Genomic DNA, 21,015 nt, shown 5'->3' with positions numbered 1-21,015 from the left:
CATTAAATAAACAATCCAACCATAATACCTGTTAAAATCGATCCCATTGTAGCGACTAACAGCATTTTCAAACCAAACTTTGCAACGCGTGAAGCTTGTTCGCCGTTGATTGCTTGGATCGTACCAAGAACGATACCGATTGAGCTGAAGTTTGCAAATGAGATTAAGTAAGCTGATACGATACCAATCGTTTTTTCAGAAAGGTTTGGCATCATTTTTTGGAAGTCAAGCATGGCAACGAATTCGTTTGCTACTACTTTTGTTCCCATTACGCCGCCCGCTCTCATCAGTTCGTCTGCCGGGATACCCATGATAAAGGCAATTGGGTAGAAGATATAACCTAAAATATCTTGAACAGTTAATCCGATTACGCCGTTTAATACGTAGTTCACTAATGCTAAAAGACCAACGTATGTCACAAGCATAGCTGCTACGATTAACGCAACGCGTCCGCCGTCTAGTGCTCCGTCACCGATTGCTTCAAACAGCGTGCCTTGTTTAGCAGGCGCTTTAATATCGACTTCGTTTTCATCTTCCACTTTTACAGGTGCAACGATAGAAGAAACAATTAAACCAGAGAATACGTTTAGCGGAAGAGCAATTAATACGTATTCAGCAGGAATCATCTGCATGTATGCGCCTAGAATCGAACAAGAAACGGATACTAAAGACGTTGTTGTAACGATAAATAAACGGTTTGGCGTTAAACCTCCAATGTGGTTTTTCACCGCAATTAATGCCGTTGTATCACCAAAAATCATCGCGTTCACGGCTGTGAAGCTTTCGATTTGGGGAAGTCCGGTAATTTTTGAAACAAGTCCTCCGATATATTTGATCCCAAAGGGTAAAATACGAGAGTAGTTTAAAATACTTAATAACGCTGAAACGAATACAATCATAACTAACGTTTGGATAAAGAAAATGCCTTTTCCTGCAAGATCTCCAAACACGAACGAAATTCCGTCGTTACCAAATGATAAGATCTTTGTAAATACACTTGTGATAAAGTCAAGCACCTTGCGACCAATCGATGTATTCATCATAAAAGCAGAGATAGCAAGCTGGATGACAAGCATAACTGCGATGCCTTTATAGTTGATAAGTTTCCTGTCGTTTGACATGAGGAATGCAACTGCTAAGATAATTACAATCCCGATAATTCCCATTAAAATTGACATTTACTTTTCTCCTTACATGTATCCTATATTTATAAAAGAGGGACGTGCATAGAAATGACTATGTAAATCGGCCTCTATTTTATACAAAAACGGAACTTCTACGCCAATTTTGTTAAAAATGGGCAAAATTTTTTAGGCCATTATAAAAAATGACGTAATTGTAAAATAATATTTACTATGTGCTAATATGTAAAAAAACATGCAAAACTGACATAATAACTTATATTTCGACAGCCTCTACTATCTTAAATCATTTTGAACAAAAGAAAAAGGGGAAATGAAGATATTTTTAATATAATTGTGAAATATTTTTAAAAATTTATGATACTTCCGGTTCTTGGAATTCTAATATGAGAAGTAAAAAAGAGACAAAATGACCTATAATACGTCGTTTGAGAGAAATGTTTCCTTTTTAATGGTAGAATATTCATGAGGAATGACAAAGTAGTTGTATAAAGGCGTTAGCAATGAATAGTATTCAAACATTTTTTTCAAAGCATCCCAAATGGTCGTATACCGGAAATTTTGTGGTAACACTGGTGTGCGTAGCGATGTTTCCATCTTTGTTTATGCCGACCGTTCCAGGAGTGCTGCTTGGATTTGTCGCAGCTACCGCTATTAATTATGCATTAGGACTTAAGTGGAAGCCGCTGAGAGAGCTAACAAGTAAATAAAATGCTCTATAAGTGTGGTAAACTAGTAAAAATGATAAAAGAGGTGTAAACATAATGACAACACCCGAGAGAAAGCTGATTCATTTAGCAACCGGCATGCCTGAACAAATGGCATACGGCTCTGACAAAGAAATGCGGACAGGTATATGCAAAAAGCAAGTAGACGAGACCTTTTTAGCAAAAGAAGGGTTTCAAGGCGACGGCGTAGCGAACTTAAAGTATCACGGCGGACCGGATCGTGCGGTGTGCGTGTATCCGTATGAGCACTATAAAAAATGGAACGAAGAATTTGATACGGAGCTGCCGATGTCTGCGTTTGGAGAAAATCTTGTCTTAGCGGGCATGGTTGAAAAAGACGTATGCATTGGAGACATTTATCAAGTGGGGGACGCTGTTATTCAAGTGACGCAAGGTCGAAATCCATGCGACACGATTACGAAGAGAACGGGCGTTAAAGGTCTTTTAAAACGAATGATTGAGACAAGCTATACCGGCTACCTTTGCCGCGTGCTGAAAGAAGGCACAATTACGAAAGACGCGGAAGTGAAATTAATTCAAGCTCATCCAGATCAAGTATCCGTTTGGTTCACGCTTGATTTATATTTCCATCATTCAAAAGATGTAGAAGGGATGAAGCGGGCGTTAGAAGTTTCTGAACTTGCGGAAGACTGGAAAAATAAATTTCAAACGCGTATTGAAAAGGCTCTTTCTGTCGCGCAGCGATAAAAAGTAAATGCCCTCCAATCGTTAGAACGTATCTAACGATTGGAGGGCATTTTTTTCTTAGAAGCGTCCGTATCCTAAGAAATGATCTTGATAGTAAGAAACATCTAGGTCAGCTACTGCTACACCGTGTGAACCAGCATGAATCATTTGGCCGTTTCCGATGTAGATTCCCATGTGAGATGGGCCGCTTGTGTATGTGTTTTGGAAGAATACTAGATCGCCTGGTTGTGGAGACGAAATTTTTGTCGCCATGTTCCAGTAGTTGGCTACGCTTGTACGTGAAATGCTGTGACCGCTATGGTTGAACACGTATGCGATAAAGCCTGAGCAGTCAAATCCGCTTGGTGTGTTTCCTGCCCATTGGTAAGGTGATCCTACTAAACTACGTGCAACATTTACTGTGCTTCCAGAAGCCGTGCTTGTTGTTGGAGCAGGTGCTGGTGTGCTAGTTTCTTTTGCTGCAGATGTAGATGCAGATGCTGTAGAAGTAGAAGGAGTTGATGTGCTTACACCTTTTACTTGGCTTGCGCTTGGTTTACCTGATGCAATTGTTACGTAGCTTGAGCTTTTTGAAATCCATTTGTTTGGTGCAATTTCAACTAAGCCGTTTGCTTCTTTTAAAATAGCAAACTCTTGGCCTTGTGTTGCCGTTCCAACAACTGGAGATGAAAAGCTAGCTCCTTGACGAATATTTAACGCACTCACGTTTACGATGACTTTTTGATTAGTAGTAGTTGCTTGTTGTTGAGGTACGCTTGGCGTTACCTTTTCTTGTACGGGTGCTGGTGCAGCGCCTCCGTCATTTGCACTTGCTGAAGTTGTGCTAAATGTTAGGGCAGCGGGAACAAGTAATGCTGCTAACCCCATATTCATAACTGTACGATTTGCTTTCTTTAGCATGTTCTTTCTCCCTTTCCATAACTTGTTTTATTCACAACTGTGAGTCTATCAATCCTGACAGGAAAAGTAAACATCTAATTCCAAATTACGACATTTTGTAACATAGTTTTAATATTAAAGGGCGATATAAGTAGAATTGTCACCTTCTCTGTAATAATTCTGACAATTAATCTAGGTAGAAATGTTTAGGAGATTCATAGATTTATTAGAAAATATGTCAGCTAAATGAAAAAGGGGAGCAGAAACCCAGCAGCTGAATGGCTTCAAGGCTTTTAGGATGTATAAAAGCTATAGGTAAAAAGTGATATCGCCACTAGCGATACACTTTATTTTTTTCTAAATGAGCACATAGAGAAGAAAGATACGCTGTCATAAAAGAAACTCAGTTACTATAACTGCTATACATAAATTACATCAAAAGCATCCAGTTGAAGCGAGTGAAAAAGAAGCGTAGTATACAAGGAGGAATGAACGCGTGAATCATTTACATTCATATATGTAGGAGTGGTTGTTGTATGAAACAGTCATCATCTTTTATTAATGGGATTCTTTTAGCTGCTCTTGTACTGATTTGGGGATTAACATGGCCGATGTCGAAGCTTGCGCTTGGCTATTCATCGCCTATTTTGTTATCTGGACTGCGGTCATTAAGTGCGGGAATCATCTTATTAGCAGTCGCACTGCCAAGAGCTAAACAGCTTCACTGGAAGCAGAACTGGCGTAAATATATGGTGTCAGGTCTATTTAATTCAATCTTATTCTACGGTCTGCAAACGATTGGACTTATGTTTATGCCAGCAGGGGTCTTCAGCGTGATTGTCTATTTGCAGCCGGTGCTCATCGGCATCATTGCATGGATGTGGATTGGAGAAAGCATGAACGCTGTGAAGATAGGTGGCTTGCTTCTTGGTTTTGTAGGTGTAGCTACCATCAGCATGGGAGAATTATCTGCTAATGCTTCAGCCGTTGGAATTATTCTTGCTGTGCTTACGGCACTGAGCTGGGCGATTGGAACTGTCTATATCAAACGTATTAGTGACAGTGTAGATGGCATTTGGCTTATTACCATTCAAAGTCTTGTCGGCGGAGTCGTTATGACAGCGACCGGCAGCGGAGTGGAAGGATGGTCTCATATAGTGTGGAATTCATCATCTATACTGCTGCTTTTATTTTTAGCACTGTTTTCTGTTGCCGTTGCGTGGCTCATTTATTTTTATTTGATCAGTAAAGGAGAGGCCAGCAAAGTGGCGTCGTTTAATTTTCTTGTTCCGATTATTTCAATTGTCATTGGAACACTCTTTTTAGACGAACCGTTTACATCATCACTTCTTGTAGGGCTAGTGCTTATTATTATCAGTATTTATTTAGTGAATAAAAAAGCAAAGAATCAAAAGTTAAAGCCCTCTGATGGAGGAGATCAGGCAGCGTAAAGCTATCCATAAAAAAAACCGTATTCGCAACTCGAATACGGTTTTTCTTCTATTCAGCAACTTCTGTTTCATTTGCTTTTAGCTTTTCATAAAATACGCCAAGCGAAGTCGTTACGTACGGAACGAGCCATAATAACCCGATGCCAAGCGTGATCATACTTAAAATGCCCCAGCCGATAAAGCTTAAAAGGAGTAAAAAGTAGGTCCACTTGTAGCCGTTCATTAACCGTCTGCTTTCAGTAATAGACTGGTTCACCGAATAATCTGGGTTATCGCGGAATACGTAGTAAGCCTGTGAATAGGCAAGGCTTTTGATGATGCCGGGAATGATTAGTAAAATACTCCACAGCACGGTATAAATAATCGTTAGCAAGTAAAGTCCGAGTGTTCTAAAGTATAATCCCGCAGATGAAAATGAATCAAACACGTTTCCTACACGTACACTTTCTCCTCGCACCAGACGCAATAGTACCCAGTAGTAAGAAAAAAAGAGCGGTACGAGCAGCAGGGATACAATATTAGCTAAGGTAGACTGTGAGTATTCGGTTTCAGACCCACTTGGAAATCCGTTAACAAGAAAGTCAATAAGTCCTGGAATACCGGCAGCAATTAGATACGTAACGAACGTAAGCAGTACGGCGAATCCCCAGCGGTTTTTCAGCGCTGTGAGTGCACCTTGCTTCACTTCTTTTATTCTCATAACTTGATGTCCCCCTCTAGGTGAGTTTATACAGAGAATTTAACCTGTACATTAGTCAATATATTAGCGATTTTTAAATATATGAATGCTTGCACTAATAAGTTGGATAAAGTTTTTAAAGGCTTGAAATTTATGGAAAGTTCTTTAAAATGGAAGTATAAGGATATTTTAATTTGGAAGGAGGGACGGAAATGACGCTTGTGTATTTGCTGATTCTGGCAGTCGTTTATATCTTTCTGGATCTTGCCATGCGAAAGAAGCTGAATACAAAGATGAAAAAAAGCTATTGGAGAAGCTTTAAAGGAAGGCGTCCGCTGTTTATCACACTTGAAATGGTGATGCTTGCTGCGTTTTTAGTGCTGATCTTTGTTATACCTCCAGCCTATACCTCCGTTTTTATGTTTCTTTTCTTTTTTCTCCTGTACGTAATTCGAGGATTTGAAGAATGGAAGTTTGAAAGAAAGAAAAAAGAGCACTATCATTCGTGGTTTGGTGCAACTTTTTTCTTATTTGGGACGTTTGTATTACTGATGACAGATATGTAAAACAAAATTGTGAAACGACGAAATGAACCGCGGTTGATTTCCGTGCAAGACTGCGCTTTCCGCGGGCGGCCGGTGAGCCTCCTCGTCGCGAACGCTCCTGCGGGGTCTCACTTGTTCCGTTTTTCCCGCAGGAGTCTTCGTCTTGCCCTCCAATCAACCATTAGAAGCACCTACATATATGAAACAAACCTACGTGCACCATACCCATAAAAAAATCCGAAAGAATTGGATTCTCCATCAGGAATCAAGTTCGTTCGAATTTTTCTTCAATTAAATAAACTACTTATATACAAGCCTCTTTTTTTACGTAAAGTATTGAACAACTGTGCCTTTATTCTTCTCTACGTTAACACGCGCATACGCGCCGTTAATAAGCGTGAGCTGAGGAGGGAGGTGGCCGCAGTCGATGTCATAGACAACGGGAATATGTAAGTCGGAGGCAAGATCATGATACACATCTTCAGCAGTGTAGAAATCAACGGGCTCATTAGCGCTGCTTCTGCCGAATAAAATGCCCGAGCAGTTATCAAACCAGCCCGCTAGCTTAAGCTGAAGAAGCGAACGGCGAAGGTCTACAGTCGTCAGTTCACAGTTGTCAAAATACCAAATCACCGGTTCTAAAGGAATATATTTTTCTCGAAAAGCTTTGACATCTCCAAAAGGAGTTCCCGCTAAGTGCCTGATTACGTCAATACATCCTCCGAGCAGGCGTCCTTGGATATGAACTTCACGTGACTCTGTATGTTTCCAAGCCGTTTGTTCCGTTAAATGAAACACGCATGGTGACGGGTTATCGTGCTGCCATTCTGTTTGATAGGAATCAGAAGAAACTTGAACCACGCTTTCTCCTTTTTTGGTCGTTAATACCTGCTGCCACATCGCAGTCGTTGGATCCCAGTATTCTCCTCGCAAGTCCACAAAGTTGGTTCCGTGAGCCGTTGCGATCCCGGTATTAAGTGTAATTGCCAGCAAAAGAACGCTGGTGTCAGAGTAACCAAGCACCCATTTTGTTTTCCATTTTGTAAAGTCAAGATGTTCAAGAATTTCAATGAGTAGCTCGCCTCCCCAAGGCGGGATAAGGATATCAATGTTTTCATCAGTAATCATGGCTTGAAGCTCATTTGCACGTTTTTTAGGAGAAGCAGATTTTGCTTTGTGCTGCGTCCACACGGTTTCTCCGGGTATAACAGAAAAGCCTTTTTCTTTCATTCGTTCACACGATAAAGAAAACATGGAGTGAAGAGCTTGAGGTACACCAGAAGACGGTGCGGTTACGCCGATAGTTGGGTTGGATGTCAGAAAAGGATAGGTAATCATAGCGGCCTCCTTCAAAGGTTTTAGCTTATTTTACCAGCGAGAGAAATACTGAACAAGCTTATTTTTAATTTAATTTAAGAAGATTGATAGGTTTTGTAAAAAGAATCCGTATTAATAGATGTAAAAGCAAGGAGAAAGGAGCAATGTCATGGAAGATGACTGGATTGTTGTGTGTATAACACGGAAAAAAGAAAAAGGATTAGAGCTGTTAATCGATCAGTACGGAGGGTTAATTACCGCCATTGTACGTAAGCATCTAGGCACGCTGAAAGGTTATGAAGAAGAGTGTGTAAACGACGTATTGTTAGCCGTGTGGCATCATATTCACCGCTTTGATTCGGAGAAAAATACGTTTAAAAACTGGGTTGCGGCTGTTGCGAAGTATAAAGCCATTGACTATCAGCGCAAATACATAAAAACGCAGCACGAAGCGCTTGGTGAAGCGGAGTTTGGTGAAACACCAGGAGTTCATAACGTTCAAAGGGACGACTTGGAAGAACTTTTAGGTCACTTAAGTGAAGGAGACCGCGAGCTGTTTAAAGCGTATTACTTACAAGAAGTCGAGCTGAAGCAAATTGCGAAAAAACAAGAGACCACCATCAGCAATTTATATAACCGGCTGTCGCGCGGACGAAAAAAGTTAAAAGCGATTTTTAAATAAGAAATAAGGAGGGGCAGATATGAAAAATCAATATGACTTATTAAACGGATCTTCTGTAGACTTTGATGAATATGAAGAAATCGACCTAACGGCAAGCGAGAAAAAACGAATGAAAAAGCGCTTAAAACGTGAAATAAAGCCCGCGCGGAAAAAAGCGCGTCCGTTGATTGCCGCTGCGGTGCTGTTGCTTGCTGTGACGCCTGTAATGATGCAAAACGAAACGGTATGGGCATCGGCTGTGCGAATCAGTCAGCAGCTCGGTCAGCAAATTGAGCTGCTTATGAACAAGCCTGAAGGCAGTTTGAGCAGCTATAAAAAAGCGGTAAATGAAACGGCAACGGACCAAGGCATTCAAGTAAAAGTAAATGAAATGATGCTTGATGACGGACAGGTGCTGCTTGGGTTAACCATTAGCGCAGATGAATTTAGAAGAACGGCACTAGGTCTTAACCGAAACACCCCAATTCGACCGGGAGAGCTGCACGTGAAAATTGGTAATATGTCGTTTTTTGATTCTGCTTCAAGTATTAGAGAGGAACCAATCAAAAACAAAGACGGAAGCTGGGACTATCTGTACGCTTTAAAACTAACGCAAGCGGACACGAACGGAGACGGGAAAATCGATGTGGAAGGCTACAGCGTGCTAGATCATATTGATCCAAACAAAAACTATCAAATCAGCGCGCAGTTCACAAGCCTCGAATTTGAAAAGAATCCTGGTCAGACGAAAAGCGGGAACTACCGGGATTCGTACGGAGAAATTAAAGGGAATTGGACCGTACACACCAGCGTAAACGGCTCAAAAATTATTGCTGATACTAAAGTGTATCCGTTAAACAAGGAAATTCCGATTAGCGAAAAGGGAATAGAAGGCGTATTGTCTATTAAAGAAGTTCGCGTATCGCCTGTTTCGATTAAAATGCACTATACGTTTACATCATCAAACGGAAGCATCCGAGGCGGAACGGATGTTGGTGTAGACATAAAAGATCAAAATGGAAGAAATCTTTCTGAAAGCGGCAGTGGAGGAGGAACAGACACAGTGATAGAGATGGACGGAGAGTACCGAAATGATAAGGACGTCACTATGCTTCGATTTATTCCGTATGTAAGTGAACACGAAAAAGACTGGTCAAAAGACTTAACTTCAGACGCCTTTAATTTGAAGGTAAATGACAACTAACACAAATAAAAACCAGAGGCCTGCTTAGCGGGCATCTGGTTTTTTATTAAATATCCATTTTATTTAACAAGCGAAGAAACGTCTGTAATTCTTCATCCGTAAAATGGCTAAGCTTTTCACCGTATTCTTTGGTGAGCACTTTTTCCATTTCTTCTGCAAACGCTTTTCCTTTACCCGTAATCGATAAGTAGACAACGCGGCGGTCTTTTTGACTGCGTACGCGCGTGACAAATTCTCTTTCCATGAGACGGTCGCTGACGCACGTCATGCTGCTGTTTGAGATATGCATATGCTCGGCAATCTCAGAAACGATATGATTGCCTTCTTTATACAGCAGGCGAAGCGCTAAAAATTCATTTAAAGGAATATATGATTTTAAAGTGGGGATAACCGACAGCTGCATTTTTTTCGTTTGGTTTCGCATCGTGGAAACCACATTTTGGATAAGTTGATCTCGTGTATTCATAGAGGTTGTATGCTCCTTTTTCCGTTCAAACAATTCTTTTTCTTTTCTATTGTACCATATTGTACATAAAGAGAAGCGGCAGGTTTTTTAGAGGGAAAAAGAGAAGTAGTAGGTATCTGTTGCGATAGAAAGGGGCTTGAGTGATGGGAAAGGTAATTGAATTTAAAACGACGCTGCTTCCTTTTGATGGAGCAAAAAAGCTTGTGAACGCAAATAATTCGGAAAGTGACTTACTATACAAAGAATATTATGACCTTGGAGACGGCAAGCAGCTGTGCACGCTTGTGTTTGAACGCTATTTTTTCCGCACCGGCGGCAGAGGATCACTAACCATTATTCTAGAAAATGTGTCGGGTCCAAACAAAGTTAAGTGTATTCCTTCAGGAAGCGCAGAAGGGGTATTAAATATTGACTGGGGAGCAAGCAAAGATTTTTTACGATGGGTCGAAAACGCACTGTCTGCTTATACGCTAGAAGAACCGCAGAGATAAAGGTAAAGCTGGAGAAGGCAATACGCTTCTTCAGCTTTTTTGTGAAGGAAATGACGATTAGAGAAATGAAAAGATGTAAAAGCTACTGTAGAAATAAGAACTTTATGTGGACAATAAGCAATTTTTCTCTTTTTACCGGATAAATGAGTATAATATGAAATTGCAGGAAGACTTCACATTTACATAACAAAGGAGAACAACATAATGAAAAAACTCAGCATCGTATTATTCGTTTTAATGATAGCTATAGTAGGCTGTTCAAAGGCAAATGATTCACGTTCAAAAGAAGTAAAAGGAACGATTGAAGTACCGGAATCAATTCAAGCAAATGAACAAGTCAAGCTTAAAGTCCTTGTGACGCAAGGAGATAAAAAAGTAGAAAACGCAGATGACGTACAGTTCCAAGTTGAAAAAGAAGGCTACATCAATCAAGAAATGACAAAAGCACCGCACGAAGGAAAAGGTGTATACAGTACGGACTATACGTTTAAAGAAGACGGCGAATATATGATTACCGCTCACGTGACGGTAGATGATGACATGAAAATGTTTACGAAAAAAGTAGAGGTAGGCAAGTCTAAAGAGTAGTACCTTATATAGCCATTTAAAAAGAGAATGCCTTGTGCATTCTCTTTTTTTAATAAGTTCCTTTTTCAACGTCTTTTACCGTTGACACAAAATGGTTTAATTTTTTAATCATTTCGTTTCTTCCTAGACAGTAAACCAAACGTTAGGAAACCTATGTTAAAATTAGGATAATAACAGTAATCTTATTCAACTAACGGGACAGTCAAATTGAACAAACCCTTTTTTCTAAAAAAGAATATTCTCTTTCCTTAGGGAATTAACAATTGGGGATGAAAAGAATGAACCATTTTCTGAATCAAATTGCCAAGGACTTAACTAATACGAACGTAGAAAGGTATTGGCCAAATTTTGAACTTGTTGCCTATGCATTGTACGACCAAAACAGTGTATTCCTGTTCAATCATCCTAGGTATAATGACATTCCTCCTAAATCATATGAAATTTTAAAACGGGACGAGCAGTTTGTGGGAAATACGCTTATTCTATTTGATGGCTATCCTACGGCTATTGCTGATATGGAACTGTACGATGACTATGAAGGATTTTTTTCGATATTGGTTCACGAATTATTCCACGGAAATCAATATGTAAAAGGGGAAAAACGCTTTCCTGATGAAACGCTGGGAATAACCTATCCCTTAACAAAAGAGAATGTAGAAATTCGAAATCGCGAAAGGAAAAGTCTTTATAATGCATTGTTAGAAACTGATATCAGTAAAAAGAAGCAGTATTTGAACGAATTTATCAGCCTAAGGGAAAAAAGGACAGAAGGAATAAAAGAGCATTTAACATATGAAAACTTAATTGAATCTGTTGAAGGACCTGCCTGGTATGTTGAAATAAAGGCTTTTTCAGAAAAATCCCCGCTTGCTAATGATTTGATTTTAAAAAAATATGGGGAAAATCTAATAGACGTAGTTGAATCCACTTCCAATATAAGGCGGAGCTGTTATAGTTCAGGCTTATTTATGTGTTTGCTGCTGGATGAATTGTCACCTGATTGGAAGGAAAGTTTTTTTGATATTAATGTAACACTATTTGATTTAATTAAACGTCTTAATATTGTCCCTCGAAAACAGGCAATTGAAGATGTTCAAATAAGCCATGAAACAGAAGAAGCAGTAAATTTTGCTGTTGAATCAAGGAAGAAAGAACTTGATGAATTCGAAGCACAGATAGGAACCCATCTTTTCATTGAAGGAGAAATCATTGCTTTATCCTTTGATCCGATGAATATTGTTCCTTTGGAAGGCAGGTTATTACATAAAAATTATATAAAAGTAAGGATAATTAACCAAGAATACCTTATTCAACAACCATCCCTTGCCTATTGTGCGGTTGGATTGAAAAATATAAATAAATTACTTATCGTATTACAGGATAAACCATTGGAAACGGGTGATTCACTTTTTATCACTGGTATTGGAGAAATAAAGGGTCAGTATGAAATACAAAAAGATACGATCAATTTGGTTGTTAAATAGATTGTAAGGACGCAGTTTATAAGAAGCGGGGTCCCTTATATAATAAAGAAAACTCGCAAATTTCTACTGCGAGTTTTCTTTTGAGCCTCTATAACATAGCAATAATATTTATGAAAACAGCCTTTTTTAAGAAGGTCGCCTTAATCTACGTAGTTCGACAGCTCAATCAAATTGTAATCAGGATCTCTAATATAAACAGAAACAATAGGCCCTACAGCACCTGTACGTCTGACCGGTCCTTCTTCAATTTCTACATTATGTTTTTGTAAATGATGGATTATGCTTTCGATCTTTTCTTCTGTAATAAAACATAAATCAGCGGAACCCGGAAGAGGGTGATTTGCTTTAGGCTCAAATTCATGCCCTGTTTGATGTAGGTTTATTTTTTGATCACCAAAACGAAGCGCTACTCTTCCTTCTCCGAACGTCTCTTTCTGCATACGTAAAATAACCGTATAAAAGTGAATGGTTCTTTCAACGTCTTTTACTGTTAACACAAAATGGTCTAGTTTTTTAATCATTTCGTTTCCTCCTAACAAGGTACACTTTTTTCTTCTGACGGTAGGGTAAGTACTGGGTGAGATCTGAGAGGTTTTTCTATAAATAAGTATATCATTTGTAAAGTGGAGAATAGCCAGAGACAGCTTTATGTTCATTTCCAGTTCAAAAGAGCGTTTTATAAATAGCTTATTTTCTAAAATGCTGCGGTTTTTACATCACACATTAAAAAATATGGAATTTTATGTTAATATTAAGTAGAGAGTAGCATTTATTTTAGTAACTTATTCCGGAAAGTTTGTTGATTAGATGTGTTGAAAATTTAAATACATATATGAATGGAGATGCTCGTATGCCTATGGGGATACTTTCTTTAATCACTTTTGTTATCTGGTTTGTAGCCATTCAAGAGTTTTTAAAACCTGAAAAGAATCAGAGTAACCGAAAAATAATGATGTTAACATCCGCAGGCTCCTTGCTGACGTTAGTTCTGACCATTTCACTTTTTCAAACGCTATAAAAATACCTTGAAAAGCGGTTTTTCGTCTGCTACAAGAAGCGTAATGCATGCGGCCCTGAGTTCTTTCGTGGTTGTATTGTATGATTTGGTTTTCGGAAAATGATGGGGAAGGGGAGAGTAGAGATTGTGAAGAGGAATTACACATTACTGTTTTATTTTCTGTTTGTATTGTCAATGATAGGCGGCCTAGCGTTAAGAGATACGTTTTCCTATTCAATGATGGTTGGAGGCGGAATAGGGCTCACTTTTCTTTTTTGCTCCGCTTATTCTGCAGAAAAAAAGAAAAAGAAGCATGTGAACTGATGGTTCGCATGCTTCTTTTTTTATGTTTTTTTTGTACGACGATCTTATTTATAAACGCTGGACGGAATTTTAAACGTATGAATGCCGTTAGAATACGGGCCGTACTCATACTCACCAAATATAATGGCAATGCCGCTACTTGTATAGTAAAACTGATCGTCTTTTAAATTTACAGACTTAAATTCATTAACCCAGAACTGAGCACCTTTTTTATTACGCGCAATCATTTCATTCCGGATATAGTTATTAACTTTATTCAACTTCGTATTATTGTTAATAATATCTTTTAAGTTGATTTGTCGAGCTTTTAACAAATCGTAATTGTAAGTATCAATCCAAGCGTTGCCGTGAACGCCACCAGCGTACGCATCATTCGTAACAGCAACACTTAAAATATTATCTTGATTGTAAGGTACAGAGTATGTCATATTACGAGAATAAGGACCTGGCGCCCAGCCGTTTTTGCGGTCTTCCTTCTCTTGTTCTTTTAGCTCGTTATGTTCTTTTTGTGCTTCTTTCGCAATATTTAAGAACTTTCGATTATAGCTAGCCTCAAATGGTTTATTGATAAGACCAGATACCTGAGGGTAACTAATGTTGCTTGCTAAAGATTTCTTCGTAACTGTTACCCCTAAGGCTTGAATTTTGTCACTAGGGGCTTTTTCATACTTAATACTTGATGACTTTTGAGCATAGGTACCCTTTGATACGCCGTAAAGACCACCAAATTTGCTAGATTCAGAATACACGCGGAATACTTGCCCTTTTGTCACTTTTCTAGCCGCTGCTAACTTGTTGTTTTTAATGTTGTAAAGATTCGTGTTCTTTAAAACGGTAACGCGTCCTATTTGCCCTTTAACCAGTTCCTGATTCCCCCACACGACTTTTGCTTCTGCAACTGTTTGCGGAGCAAGCGGTGAAAATAACAAAGCAAAACCTAAAACAACTGCGCTAACCCTTTTGAACCTTTTCATAAAAGCCCCCTAAAGTGATTTTTGTAGGTTTTAAAACTAATACATACTTTATTTTCCAAAAAAGCTCATTCACTAGTATAGCACAACTTTACATTTTTTTACTTTTGTTAATTCCTTTTTACGTAATTATTTTTCGACTTACTTTTATTAGAAAAAATAGACCAGCACTTACCACTTTATGCCTTCAGTAAAAAGAAGAAAAAAGTCAGTTATTTACCCTGGACTAAAAAAGTTTCCTGTGGTAAACTTTCGGTATTATTATAAGTGAAAACTAAAATTTTTAAATAATTGATGCAGACAGGTTCACTTTTCTGCTTAAGCAGAATAGCCTATTACAAATCAACGAGTATATTTTTTTACCTTAAAAGTTGGTCTGATGAAAAAAATATAACCTTGTATAAAAAATAAGAAGGGGTGAAAAATAGATGGCTAGTGTAAAAAATTATCCGCTGTCTACATTTACGACAGGTGAAACGGTACAGCTAGAGCGAATTGAAATTGAAGGTGCCTTAAAGCGCCGCTTGTTAGATTTAGGGTTTATTCCAGGAGCCATCATCAAAGTGCTTCAAAAAAGCCCGTTAGGAGATCCTGTTGCTTATCAAGTCAGTCATACAACGATTGGTCTCAGAAAAGAAGAAAGCTCAAAAATTTATGTGAAAAAAGTAGGTGACGACGTTGAGTGAGTATCGCATTGCATTAGCAGGAAATCCGAACACGGGAAAGAGTACGTTATTTAACGGATTAACCGGTCTTAAGCAGCACACGGGAAACTGGACGGGAAAAACTGTAGCCAAAGCAGAAGGGACGTTTGAACATCACCAGCAGCTCTACACAATCGTCGATCTGCCTGGAACGTATTCACTTTATTCAAATTCGGCAGACGAAGAAGTAGCGCGCGATTATATTTTATTTGAAAGACCTGACGTGACGGTTGTTGTGGTCGATGCAACGGCGATGGAACGAAATCTTAATCTAGCTCTGCAGGTAATGGAAATGACGGAAAACGTCGTGATTTGCGTGAACTTAATGGATGAAGCAAAGAAAAAAGGAATTGTGATTAACGAAAAAAAGCTGGCTGAATCGTTAGGGGTACCGGTTGTGCCTATATCAGCTCGCAATAAAAAAGGCATTACGAATTTGCTGGATGCGATTGAAGGAGTCGTGCGCGGGGAAGTAAAGCTTACTCCTTACCAGGTGCAGTATACAAAAGAAATTGAAGCGTCACTAAAGGAGCTAGAACCTCAAGTTGCTTCTATTGTAGGAAATCAATTTCCTCTTCGCTGGATTGCTTTACGGGTTCTTGATGGAGACACGTCGTTTTTAGAAACGATTCAGCAGCATCAGCAGCAAGATATCAGCCACACAGAAAGGAGGAACAGCGCATATGGGAAATCCGTTAACTCCTGAAAACTCATTAGCGATGGAACAGCTAACGCGCTATGCGCAGCAGGCAAAAGAAAAAGATCATCGTTCAAATATGGTCGCAAGCATTTATCAGTCGTCACAGCAAATATGTAAAAAAGCCGTTGTATACGAAGACCGCTCAAAGCTTCAGCGTACGGAGAAATTGGATAAAGTCTTCACTTCGCCAATTTGGGGCTTTCCGATTATGCTTGGTATTTTATCGGTCATCTTTTATATCACTATAGCAGGGGCAAACGTTCCTTCTGGATTAATTGCAGAAGGGTTCGGCTGGGCGGAAGGATATTTAACAGCTTTCTTTCAAGCGATGCATGCACCAGAATGGCTGCACGGAATTCTTGTACTAGGACTGTTTCGCGGCACGGGATGGGTCATTAGCGTCATGCTGCCTCCGATGGCTATCTTTTTTCCGGTGTTTGCCCTTTTAGAAAACTACGGCTATTTGCCTCGCGTCGCGTTTAATATGGATCGTTTGTTCAAACGAGCAGGCGCACACGGTAAGCAGTCGCTGACGATGGCGATGGGATTTGGATGTAACGCCGCAGCGATTATGTCAACGCGTATTATTGAATCGCCGCGTGAACGCATGATGGCGATTTTAACAAATAACTTTGTTCCGTGTAACGGCAGATGGCCTACGCTGATTTTGTTAGCTTCTTTATTTATGGCAACAGGCTTTACAGGGAGTGCTAAAACTTTTGTAACGGCGCTTGTTGTAGTCGGAACGGTGTTATTTGGAATTGTTGTGACGCTGTTCGTATCATGGGCACTGTCTAAAACGGCGCTGCGCGGAGTTCCAACACACTATACGCTGGAGCTTCCGCCTTACCGCAAGCCAAAATTTGTAGATACAATTGTGCGTGCGACGCTGGATAAATCGCTGTTTGTGTTAAAACGCGCGATTATTGTTGCAGCACCCGCAGCGGTATTAACGTGGGTATTGGCTAATATCTATATTGGCGATACGAGTATTTTAATGCACTTCGTTCAGTTTCTTGATCCGTTTGCCAAGACGCTAGGACTAGACGGGTATATATTAGCTGCTTTTATTATTGGCTTGCCGGCTAATGAAATTGTTGTACCAGTTTTACTGATGGCGTATTTATCAACGGGTTCATTAATTGAAATCGAAGATGCGACTCGACTCAAGCAAATTTTCCTTGATCACCACTGGACGTGGCTAACGGCTCTTAACATGATGCTGTTTTCGCTTCTGCATTTTCCGTGCGGAACAACGCTTGTGAACATTTATAAAGAAACCAAAAATGTTAAGTGGACGTTTCTTGCTTTTGCGATTCCAACAGTGATTGCGATTGGGGTTACGTTTGCGGTTGCTCAAGTGGTAAAAGCGTTTAACCTTATTTAAATATGAAATAAACGTGCAGGGCTTTGCGAAAAGTCCTGTATTTTTTATGAGTAGTCAATGAGATAAAGAGTATGATAGGGTGAACTTGATTGCTATTTGTTAGGTTAAATGGTAATTTGTATGATATAGATTTGCTTAATGCGCAAAAGAGATTAATAGAAAAAAGCGCCAATGAAATGCTAAAAGGAGGCTGACGGTGGGGATATTTTTTAATAAAATAGATTCAAACAAGAGGAGTAAGTATCAAACAAGGCTGTATTCTTGCTTCACTGTTCTCATCATAATCAATGTGATTAACAGCTGGTTTCTCGAGTGGCTGTGGCTTTATATCACCACAAGTAGCGTTCTTGTTATACTAGTGGTATTCCTGCTCAAAACACCTAAACGTGATTTAGAGAAAGAGTGGAAGCAGCTAGAAATAGAGAAAGACGAGGCTTTTGAAAACAGAGTCAATTTGATGATGATGAATGGCCGAAGTGACGTTCAGGCTATTAAATACATACGAAAAGAAAAAAATCTCGGTTTGCTTCATGCGAAGCAGTATCTTGACCGTATTAAAGAATCCAAGGAATAATAAAAACGACCTCTGCTTGTCAGAGGTCGTTTTTTAATAGGCAGTTTACTTTTTCTCGCCAACCGTCACTTTTTTTGTAAACATCTTCATGTCGCCTTTTATCGTAACGTGAGCGGTAATCGTATATTCGCCGTCGTCTTTAAACGTATAGTCGGTGCTGTATGCGCCGTTATCCTGATGTTTGGCGTCAATCATTTCCTGATTAATATAACCTTCTTTTTCAACTTGAATTTGTACGGCATCTGCGTTTTCTATCTTTTTATCCCCATGTGTAACGAGCACGTTAATAGATGTTTGTTCATTTGCTTTAATGGTTTGAGGGACTTCAATTGTTCCTTTTACTTCCTGTGATTTTTGCTCGTTTCCTTTTGAACAGCCGACTACGGCAATGATTAAAATGAGCAGCAGCATACTAAGCTTTTTCATAAATATCTCCTTTTTATCTTACTTTCTACTAGTAAATAAATTTCTCCATAAAACTTTATCACTTAAGTTATAAAATAAAATCATCCCAATGAGTGATTTTTTATGAGTGTGACGGCAAGAAAATTGAACATTTTGTTACAAAAAATAGGTTACTATCGCAACGCGGCTTTACAGCATTGTGTCTTGACCTTAGGATTAAACATAATAAGCTAGGAAAGGGAGAGAAGGATATGCTTATACTTTATGATGAGCTGTACGGAAATTTTGAAGCAGAAGGCGTTCTTTTAGAACTGATTCAAAGTGACCCCGTACAGCGTTTAAAAGGAATTTACCAAGGCGGAGCGAGCCGGTTTGTAAATGAAAAATGGAATACTACTCGATATGATCATTCCGTTGGTGCGATGATGCTTGTACATAGGCTAGGAGGCTCTTTGGAAGAGCAAATAGCGGCTTTATTACATGACGTTTCACATACGGCATTTTCTCATGTAATTGACTATGTTTTGGAACAAAAAGAAGAAAATTATCATGAAATGATTTACGAACAAATTGTGACCCAGTCGTCTATTCCTCATATTTTAACGAGCGCCGGTTTAAACTGGCGAGATATCTTACTTGATGAAAGCCAGTGGACGCTGCTCGAACAGAGCGCTCCGCACTTATGCGCCGACCGCGTGGATTATACGCTGCGGGATTTGTACGTATGCGGGGAGATTACTTTAGAAGAAGTGCATGCGTTTTTAGATCACCTTGTCGTATTTAATGGACAAATGGCATGTAGCAATTTATCAGCGGCAGAGTGGTTTGTGGATGCTTACTACAAAGAAGTCATTGGCTTTTTTATGAATCCGCTTAATATGTTTGGAAATTATCAGCTGACGGATATTATCAAGCTTGCTTTGCAAAAAGATATTTTATCTATAGAAGATTTTTTAAAGCAGGATGACGATGTGGTTCGGTTGCTGAAAAACGCTGGAGATAGCAGCATTGAAGGGATGCTATCTGCTCTTTTTAACAGCAAAGCAGAAACAGGAACGGCGTCTTGTCATGATGTTCACCAAACGACAAAAATGCGCTGGGTTGATCCTCTTGTTATTGGTTCAGAGGGGGCGGCTCCTGTATCTCAGTTATCATTTACCGCTAAAAGAGCAATAGAGCAAGCGAAACAAAGGATAGAAAAAGGAGTATATATCATCGTTCAGGCTCCGTTATAAAATGAATCGTTACATAAAAAAGGGGATGCAATAATGTGCATCCCCTTATCTTATAAGAAGTTTTATAGACCTCTAAAGAAGCCTTCTCTTAACGAACTTCATCACGCTTTGCAGTTAGTTCTTTAATCGTTTCGCCTTCAACTAACACCGGCTGATAGTAAGTTTCGTTTGGTAACTCTTTTTTGCCCTGCAGCTTTTTAATGATCCAATCAGCCGCGTCGTGTCCCATTTGTTCCTGCGGATGGGTTAACGTTGTTAAATTAATCGTTGCATTTTTAGCAATGTACGAATTATCTTGACCAATAATTGACAACTTGTCCGGAATGGAAATGCCAAGCTGTCTGCATACATTTACAACTTCTAATCCGACTTCATCGTTATAGCAGACAAGAGCGGTCATTTCGTCTTGATTTTCAGTGAGAAACTCTTTTAAATTAGCGTACAAATCGAGCTTTGTTTCGGTGTTAAAAGACAAAATATGCTCAGGCTGAAAGCGTAGTTTTGCATCACCGAGCGCTTTTATGTAGCCTTTCATTCGGTATTTTCCTTGCAGGTCATCCATTTTGGCAATAAGTCCAATTTGTGTATGTCCTTTTGAAATTAATTCATTTGTGGCAAGGTAGCTTGACTGAACGTCATCTAAACAAAAAAACGGAACCTCTAATTCTTCGTAGTAGGCGTTAATCATCGTAAACGGAACGTCTTGTTCTTTGAATGATAAATAATAAGAGATGTTTGGATTGTACAAATTACTTTTTGTAGGTTCAACAATTAAGCCGTCTACTCCGTAGGAAAGCATCATTTCCAGGGCTTTTTTTTCTTGTTCTACATCATTATTCGTGCTCGCCAGCAGCAGGGAATAATTATCTTTATTTAACCTGCTTTCAATTCCGCGAATGATCGAAGGGAAAATATAGTCGGAAATATAGGTAGTAATTACGCCGATCGTTTTGTTGGCAGAAGCCCCGCTCGCTTTGGATTGATACTGGTTGCTTACATAGGTGCCAGACCCTTTTTCGCTTCTTAAAAATCCTTCATTCGACAGCTCTAAAATCGCTTTTCGAACCGTATGTCTGCTGACACCATACGTTTCTTGCATGACCGATTCAGTCGGGATTTGCTCGCCAATGCTGTAATCGCCTGAAAGAATTTTGCTTTTTATATCTTCAATAATCACCTGATATTTTGGCTTCATGTTTTCACTTCTTTCGTAGTTGTATACATTCAACTTTTTTATGTATAAAATTTGTATGGACATATTTTATCATGAACGTGAATAAATGAAAAGATTTCCGTAATTTTTAATCAAAAGGAAAATGATTTAAGGGTTGAATACCGATTTTTTAAAAGTTTAAGAAGAGAATAGTAGGGTGTT

24 protein-coding genes are annotated in these 21,015 nt (G+C 39.2%); 15 read left to right on the top strand and 9 right to left on the bottom strand.

All coding sequences use genetic code 11. From position 1 onward, the window contains the following. Positions 1 to 2: 2 nt before the first annotated feature. Positions 3 to 1,178 carry a NupC/NupG family nucleoside CNT transporter gene (locus LJY09_RS17865; protein ID WP_154973957.1) on the bottom strand — a complete coding sequence of 392 codons (1,176 nt, stop codon included), beginning with the start codon at positions 1,176 to 1,178 and terminating at the stop codon, positions 3 to 5. 467 nt (positions 1,179 to 1,645) lie between these two features. Between LJY09_RS17865 and LJY09_RS17860 the strand changes: the two genes are divergently transcribed. After that, positions 1,646 to 1,852, top strand: a complete 207-nt coding sequence (locus LJY09_RS17860; protein WP_155010754.1) for a hypothetical protein — start codon at positions 1,646 to 1,648, stop codon at positions 1,850 to 1,852. A gap of 54 nt (positions 1,853 to 1,906) precedes the next feature. Then, a complete protein-coding gene (locus LJY09_RS17855) occupies positions 1,907 to 2,578 on the top strand; it encodes an MOSC domain-containing protein (protein ID WP_154973952.1) in 672 nt (223 codons plus the stop codon). A 57-nt stretch (positions 2,579 to 2,635) separates the two neighbouring features. Here the strand turns inward: LJY09_RS17855 and LJY09_RS17850 are convergent, their stop codons facing one another. Next, entirely contained in the window at positions 2,636 to 3,478 is an 843-nt protein-coding gene (locus LJY09_RS17850; RefSeq protein ID WP_034267107.1) for a C40 family peptidase, read from the bottom strand. A 515-nt stretch (positions 3,479 to 3,993) separates the two neighbouring features. Here LJY09_RS17850 and LJY09_RS17845 point away from each other — a divergent pair. Continuing rightward, on the top strand, positions 3,994 to 4,908 hold the full coding sequence (locus tag LJY09_RS17845) for a DMT family transporter (RefSeq protein WP_098113252.1): 915 nt from the start codon (positions 3,994 to 3,996) through the stop codon (positions 4,906 to 4,908). A 49-nt stretch (positions 4,909 to 4,957) separates the two neighbouring features. Here the strand turns inward: LJY09_RS17845 and LJY09_RS17840 are convergent, their stop codons facing one another. Next, positions 4,958 to 5,608, bottom strand: coding sequence for a DUF975 family protein (locus tag LJY09_RS17840; protein ID WP_221815583.1), 651 nt, complete (start codon positions 5,606 to 5,608; stop codon positions 4,958 to 4,960). Positions 5,609 to 5,799: 191 nt separating this feature from the next. Here LJY09_RS17840 and LJY09_RS17835 point away from each other — a divergent pair, with 191 nt between their 5' ends. Further along, on the top strand, positions 5,800 to 6,153 hold the full coding sequence (locus tag LJY09_RS17835; protein WP_155010753.1) for a DUF4181 domain-containing protein: 354 nt from the start codon (positions 5,800 to 5,802) through the stop codon (positions 6,151 to 6,153). A gap of 303 nt (positions 6,154 to 6,456) precedes the next feature. Here LJY09_RS17835 and LJY09_RS17830 read toward each other — a convergent pair whose 3' ends face one another. Next, positions 6,457 to 7,470, bottom strand: coding sequence for a S66 family peptidase (locus LJY09_RS17830; protein ID WP_155010752.1), 1,014 nt, complete (start codon positions 7,468 to 7,470; stop codon positions 6,457 to 6,459). Between the two features lie 148 nt (positions 7,471 to 7,618). On the opposite strand from LJY09_RS17830, the gene LJY09_RS17825 reads away from it, so the two are divergent. Both LJY09_RS17825 and LJY09_RS17820 read left to right on the top strand, forming a co-directional pair. After that, a complete protein-coding gene (locus LJY09_RS17825; RefSeq protein ID WP_108674811.1) occupies positions 7,619 to 8,131 on the top strand; it encodes a sigma-70 family RNA polymerase sigma factor in 513 nt (170 codons plus the stop codon). Between the two features lie 19 nt (positions 8,132 to 8,150). Beyond that, complete coding sequence (locus LJY09_RS17820; RefSeq protein WP_228307366.1) at positions 8,151 to 9,314, top strand: DUF4179 domain-containing protein; 1,164 nt, start codon at positions 8,151 to 8,153, stop codon at positions 9,312 to 9,314. Positions 9,315 to 9,360: 46 nt separating this feature from the next. Here the strand turns inward: LJY09_RS17820 and LJY09_RS17815 are convergent, their stop codons facing one another. Beyond that, on the bottom strand, positions 9,361 to 9,780 hold the full coding sequence (locus LJY09_RS17815; protein WP_108674809.1) for a MarR family winged helix-turn-helix transcriptional regulator: 420 nt from the start codon (positions 9,778 to 9,780) through the stop codon (positions 9,361 to 9,363). Between the two features lie 143 nt (positions 9,781 to 9,923). Here LJY09_RS17815 and LJY09_RS17810 point away from each other — a divergent pair, with 143 nt between their 5' ends. The 3 genes from LJY09_RS17810 (at position 9,924) to LJY09_RS17800 (ending at position 12,343) form a co-directional block, all read left to right on the top strand. Then, a complete protein-coding gene (locus tag LJY09_RS17810) occupies positions 9,924 to 10,271 on the top strand; it encodes a DUF6054 family protein (protein WP_228307365.1) in 348 nt (115 codons plus the stop codon). A gap of 204 nt (positions 10,272 to 10,475) precedes the next feature. Then, positions 10,476 to 10,859 carry a FixH family protein gene (locus LJY09_RS17805; RefSeq protein ID WP_108674808.1) on the top strand — a complete coding sequence of 128 codons (384 nt, stop codon included), beginning with the start codon at positions 10,476 to 10,478 and terminating at the stop codon, positions 10,857 to 10,859. A 278-nt stretch (positions 10,860 to 11,137) separates the two neighbouring features. Continuing rightward, positions 11,138 to 12,343 carry a hypothetical protein gene (locus tag LJY09_RS17800; protein WP_028414739.1) on the top strand — a complete coding sequence of 402 codons (1,206 nt, stop codon included), beginning with the start codon at positions 11,138 to 11,140 and terminating at the stop codon, positions 12,341 to 12,343. Between the two features lie 140 nt (positions 12,344 to 12,483). Here the strand turns inward: LJY09_RS17800 and LJY09_RS17795 are convergent, their stop codons facing one another. Continuing rightward, complete coding sequence (locus LJY09_RS17795; protein ID WP_028414738.1) at positions 12,484 to 12,864, bottom strand: VOC family protein; 381 nt, start codon at positions 12,862 to 12,864, stop codon at positions 12,484 to 12,486. A 329-nt stretch (positions 12,865 to 13,193) separates the two neighbouring features. Between LJY09_RS17795 and LJY09_RS17790 the strand changes: the two genes are divergently transcribed. After that, entirely contained in the window at positions 13,194 to 13,361 is a 168-nt protein-coding gene (locus LJY09_RS17790; protein WP_098999719.1) for a hypothetical protein, read from the top strand. 347 nt (positions 13,362 to 13,708) lie between these two features. Here LJY09_RS17790 and LJY09_RS17785 read toward each other — a convergent pair whose 3' ends face one another. Next, positions 13,709 to 14,638: a DUF3298 and DUF4163 domain-containing protein gene (locus LJY09_RS17785; RefSeq protein ID WP_228307364.1), complete on the bottom strand. Its 930-nt coding sequence runs from the start codon at positions 14,636 to 14,638 to the stop codon at positions 13,709 to 13,711. A 425-nt stretch (positions 14,639 to 15,063) separates the two neighbouring features. On the opposite strand from LJY09_RS17785, the gene LJY09_RS17780 reads away from it, so the two are divergent. From LJY09_RS17780 to LJY09_RS17765, 4 genes are all read left to right on the top strand, one after another. Next, on the top strand, positions 15,064 to 15,321 hold the full coding sequence (locus tag LJY09_RS17780; RefSeq protein WP_028414735.1) for a FeoA family protein: 258 nt from the start codon (positions 15,064 to 15,066) through the stop codon (positions 15,319 to 15,321). Further along, positions 15,314 to 16,045, top strand: a complete 732-nt coding sequence (locus LJY09_RS17775) for a FeoB small GTPase domain-containing protein (protein ID WP_028414734.1) — start codon at positions 15,314 to 15,316, stop codon at positions 16,043 to 16,045. The genes LJY09_RS17780 and LJY09_RS17775 overlap by 8 nt, the downstream gene beginning before the upstream one ends. A gap of 13 nt (positions 16,046 to 16,058) precedes the next feature. Next, complete coding sequence (locus LJY09_RS17770; RefSeq protein WP_372491975.1) at positions 16,059 to 17,426, top strand: nucleoside recognition domain-containing protein; 1,368 nt, start codon at positions 16,059 to 16,061, stop codon at positions 17,424 to 17,426. Positions 17,427 to 17,622: 196 nt separating this feature from the next. Continuing rightward, on the top strand, positions 17,623 to 18,000 hold the full coding sequence (locus LJY09_RS17765; protein ID WP_048019402.1) for a hypothetical protein: 378 nt from the start codon (positions 17,623 to 17,625) through the stop codon (positions 17,998 to 18,000). Between the two features lie 45 nt (positions 18,001 to 18,045). Here the strand turns inward: LJY09_RS17765 and LJY09_RS17760 are convergent, their stop codons facing one another. After that, a complete protein-coding gene (locus tag LJY09_RS17760; RefSeq protein ID WP_155009922.1) occupies positions 18,046 to 18,426 on the bottom strand; it encodes a FixH family protein in 381 nt (126 codons plus the stop codon). Between the two features lie 230 nt (positions 18,427 to 18,656). On the opposite strand from LJY09_RS17760, the gene LJY09_RS17755 reads away from it, so the two are divergent. Beyond that, complete coding sequence (locus LJY09_RS17755) at positions 18,657 to 19,640, top strand: HD domain-containing protein (RefSeq protein ID WP_155009923.1); 984 nt, start codon at positions 18,657 to 18,659, stop codon at positions 19,638 to 19,640. Positions 19,641 to 19,728: 88 nt separating this feature from the next. Here the strand turns inward: LJY09_RS17755 and LJY09_RS17750 are convergent, their stop codons facing one another. Further along, positions 19,729 to 20,835, bottom strand: coding sequence for a GntR family transcriptional regulator (locus LJY09_RS17750; protein ID WP_034267057.1), 1,107 nt, complete (start codon positions 20,833 to 20,835; stop codon positions 19,729 to 19,731). Positions 20,836 to 21,015: the final 180 nt, after the last annotated feature.

This window comes from Priestia sp. J2 (genome assembly GCF_020790095.1).
In the GTDB taxonomy this organism is placed as follows: Bacteria; Bacillota; Bacilli; order Bacillales; family Bacillaceae_H; genus Priestia; species Priestia zanthoxyli.
Note: the sequence above shows the minus strand (reverse complement) of the source record. Positions and strands in the feature narration are given on the sequence as shown.

Coding starts and splice junctions, on each gene's coding strand:
- LJY09_RS17865 (WP_154973957.1), bottom strand. CDS start 1,178: ATGTCAATTTTAATGGGAATTATCGGGATTGTAATTATCTTAGCAGTT.
- LJY09_RS17860 (WP_155010754.1), top strand. CDS start 1,646: ATGAATAGTATTCAAACATTTTTTTCAAAGCATCCCAAATGGTCGTAT.
- LJY09_RS17855 (WP_154973952.1), top strand. CDS start 1,907: ATGACAACACCCGAGAGAAAGCTGATTCATTTAGCAACCGGCATGCCT.
- LJY09_RS17850 (WP_034267107.1), bottom strand. CDS start 3,478: ATGCTAAAGAAAGCAAATCGTACAGTTATGAATATGGGGTTAGCAGCA.
- LJY09_RS17845 (WP_098113252.1), top strand. CDS start 3,994: ATGAAACAGTCATCATCTTTTATTAATGGGATTCTTTTAGCTGCTCTT.
- LJY09_RS17840 (WP_221815583.1), bottom strand. CDS start 5,608: ATGAGAATAAAAGAAGTGAAGCAAGGTGCACTCACAGCGCTGAAAAAC.
- LJY09_RS17835 (WP_155010753.1), top strand. CDS start 5,800: ATGACGCTTGTGTATTTGCTGATTCTGGCAGTCGTTTATATCTTTCTG.
- LJY09_RS17830 (WP_155010752.1), bottom strand. CDS start 7,470: ATGATTACCTATCCTTTTCTGACATCCAACCCAACTATCGGCGTAACC.
- LJY09_RS17825 (WP_108674811.1), top strand. CDS start 7,619: ATGGAAGATGACTGGATTGTTGTGTGTATAACACGGAAAAAAGAAAAA.
- LJY09_RS17820 (WP_228307366.1), top strand. CDS start 8,151: ATGAAAAATCAATATGACTTATTAAACGGATCTTCTGTAGACTTTGAT.
- LJY09_RS17815 (WP_108674809.1), bottom strand. CDS start 9,780: ATGAATACACGAGATCAACTTATCCAAAATGTGGTTTCCACGATGCGA.
- LJY09_RS17810 (WP_228307365.1), top strand. CDS start 9,924: ATGGGAAAGGTAATTGAATTTAAAACGACGCTGCTTCCTTTTGATGGA.
- LJY09_RS17805 (WP_108674808.1), top strand. CDS start 10,476: ATGAAAAAACTCAGCATCGTATTATTCGTTTTAATGATAGCTATAGTA.
- LJY09_RS17800 (WP_028414739.1), top strand. CDS start 11,138: ATGAACCATTTTCTGAATCAAATTGCCAAGGACTTAACTAATACGAAC.
- LJY09_RS17795 (WP_028414738.1), bottom strand. CDS start 12,864: ATGATTAAAAAACTAGACCATTTTGTGTTAACAGTAAAAGACGTTGAA.
- LJY09_RS17790 (WP_098999719.1), top strand. CDS start 13,194: ATGCCTATGGGGATACTTTCTTTAATCACTTTTGTTATCTGGTTTGTA.
- LJY09_RS17785 (WP_228307364.1), bottom strand. CDS start 14,638: ATGAAAAGGTTCAAAAGGGTTAGCGCAGTTGTTTTAGGTTTTGCTTTG.
- LJY09_RS17780 (WP_028414735.1), top strand. CDS start 15,064: ATGGCTAGTGTAAAAAATTATCCGCTGTCTACATTTACGACAGGTGAA.
- LJY09_RS17770 (WP_372491975.1), top strand. CDS start 16,059: ATGGAACAGCTAACGCGCTATGCGCAGCAGGCAAAAGAAAAAGATCAT.
- LJY09_RS17760 (WP_155009922.1), bottom strand. CDS start 18,426: ATGAAAAAGCTTAGTATGCTGCTGCTCATTTTAATCATTGCCGTAGTC.
- LJY09_RS17755 (WP_155009923.1), top strand. CDS start 18,657: ATGCTTATACTTTATGATGAGCTGTACGGAAATTTTGAAGCAGAAGGC.
- LJY09_RS17750 (WP_034267057.1), bottom strand. CDS start 20,835: ATGAAGCCAAAATATCAGGTGATTATTGAAGATATAAAAAGCAAAATT.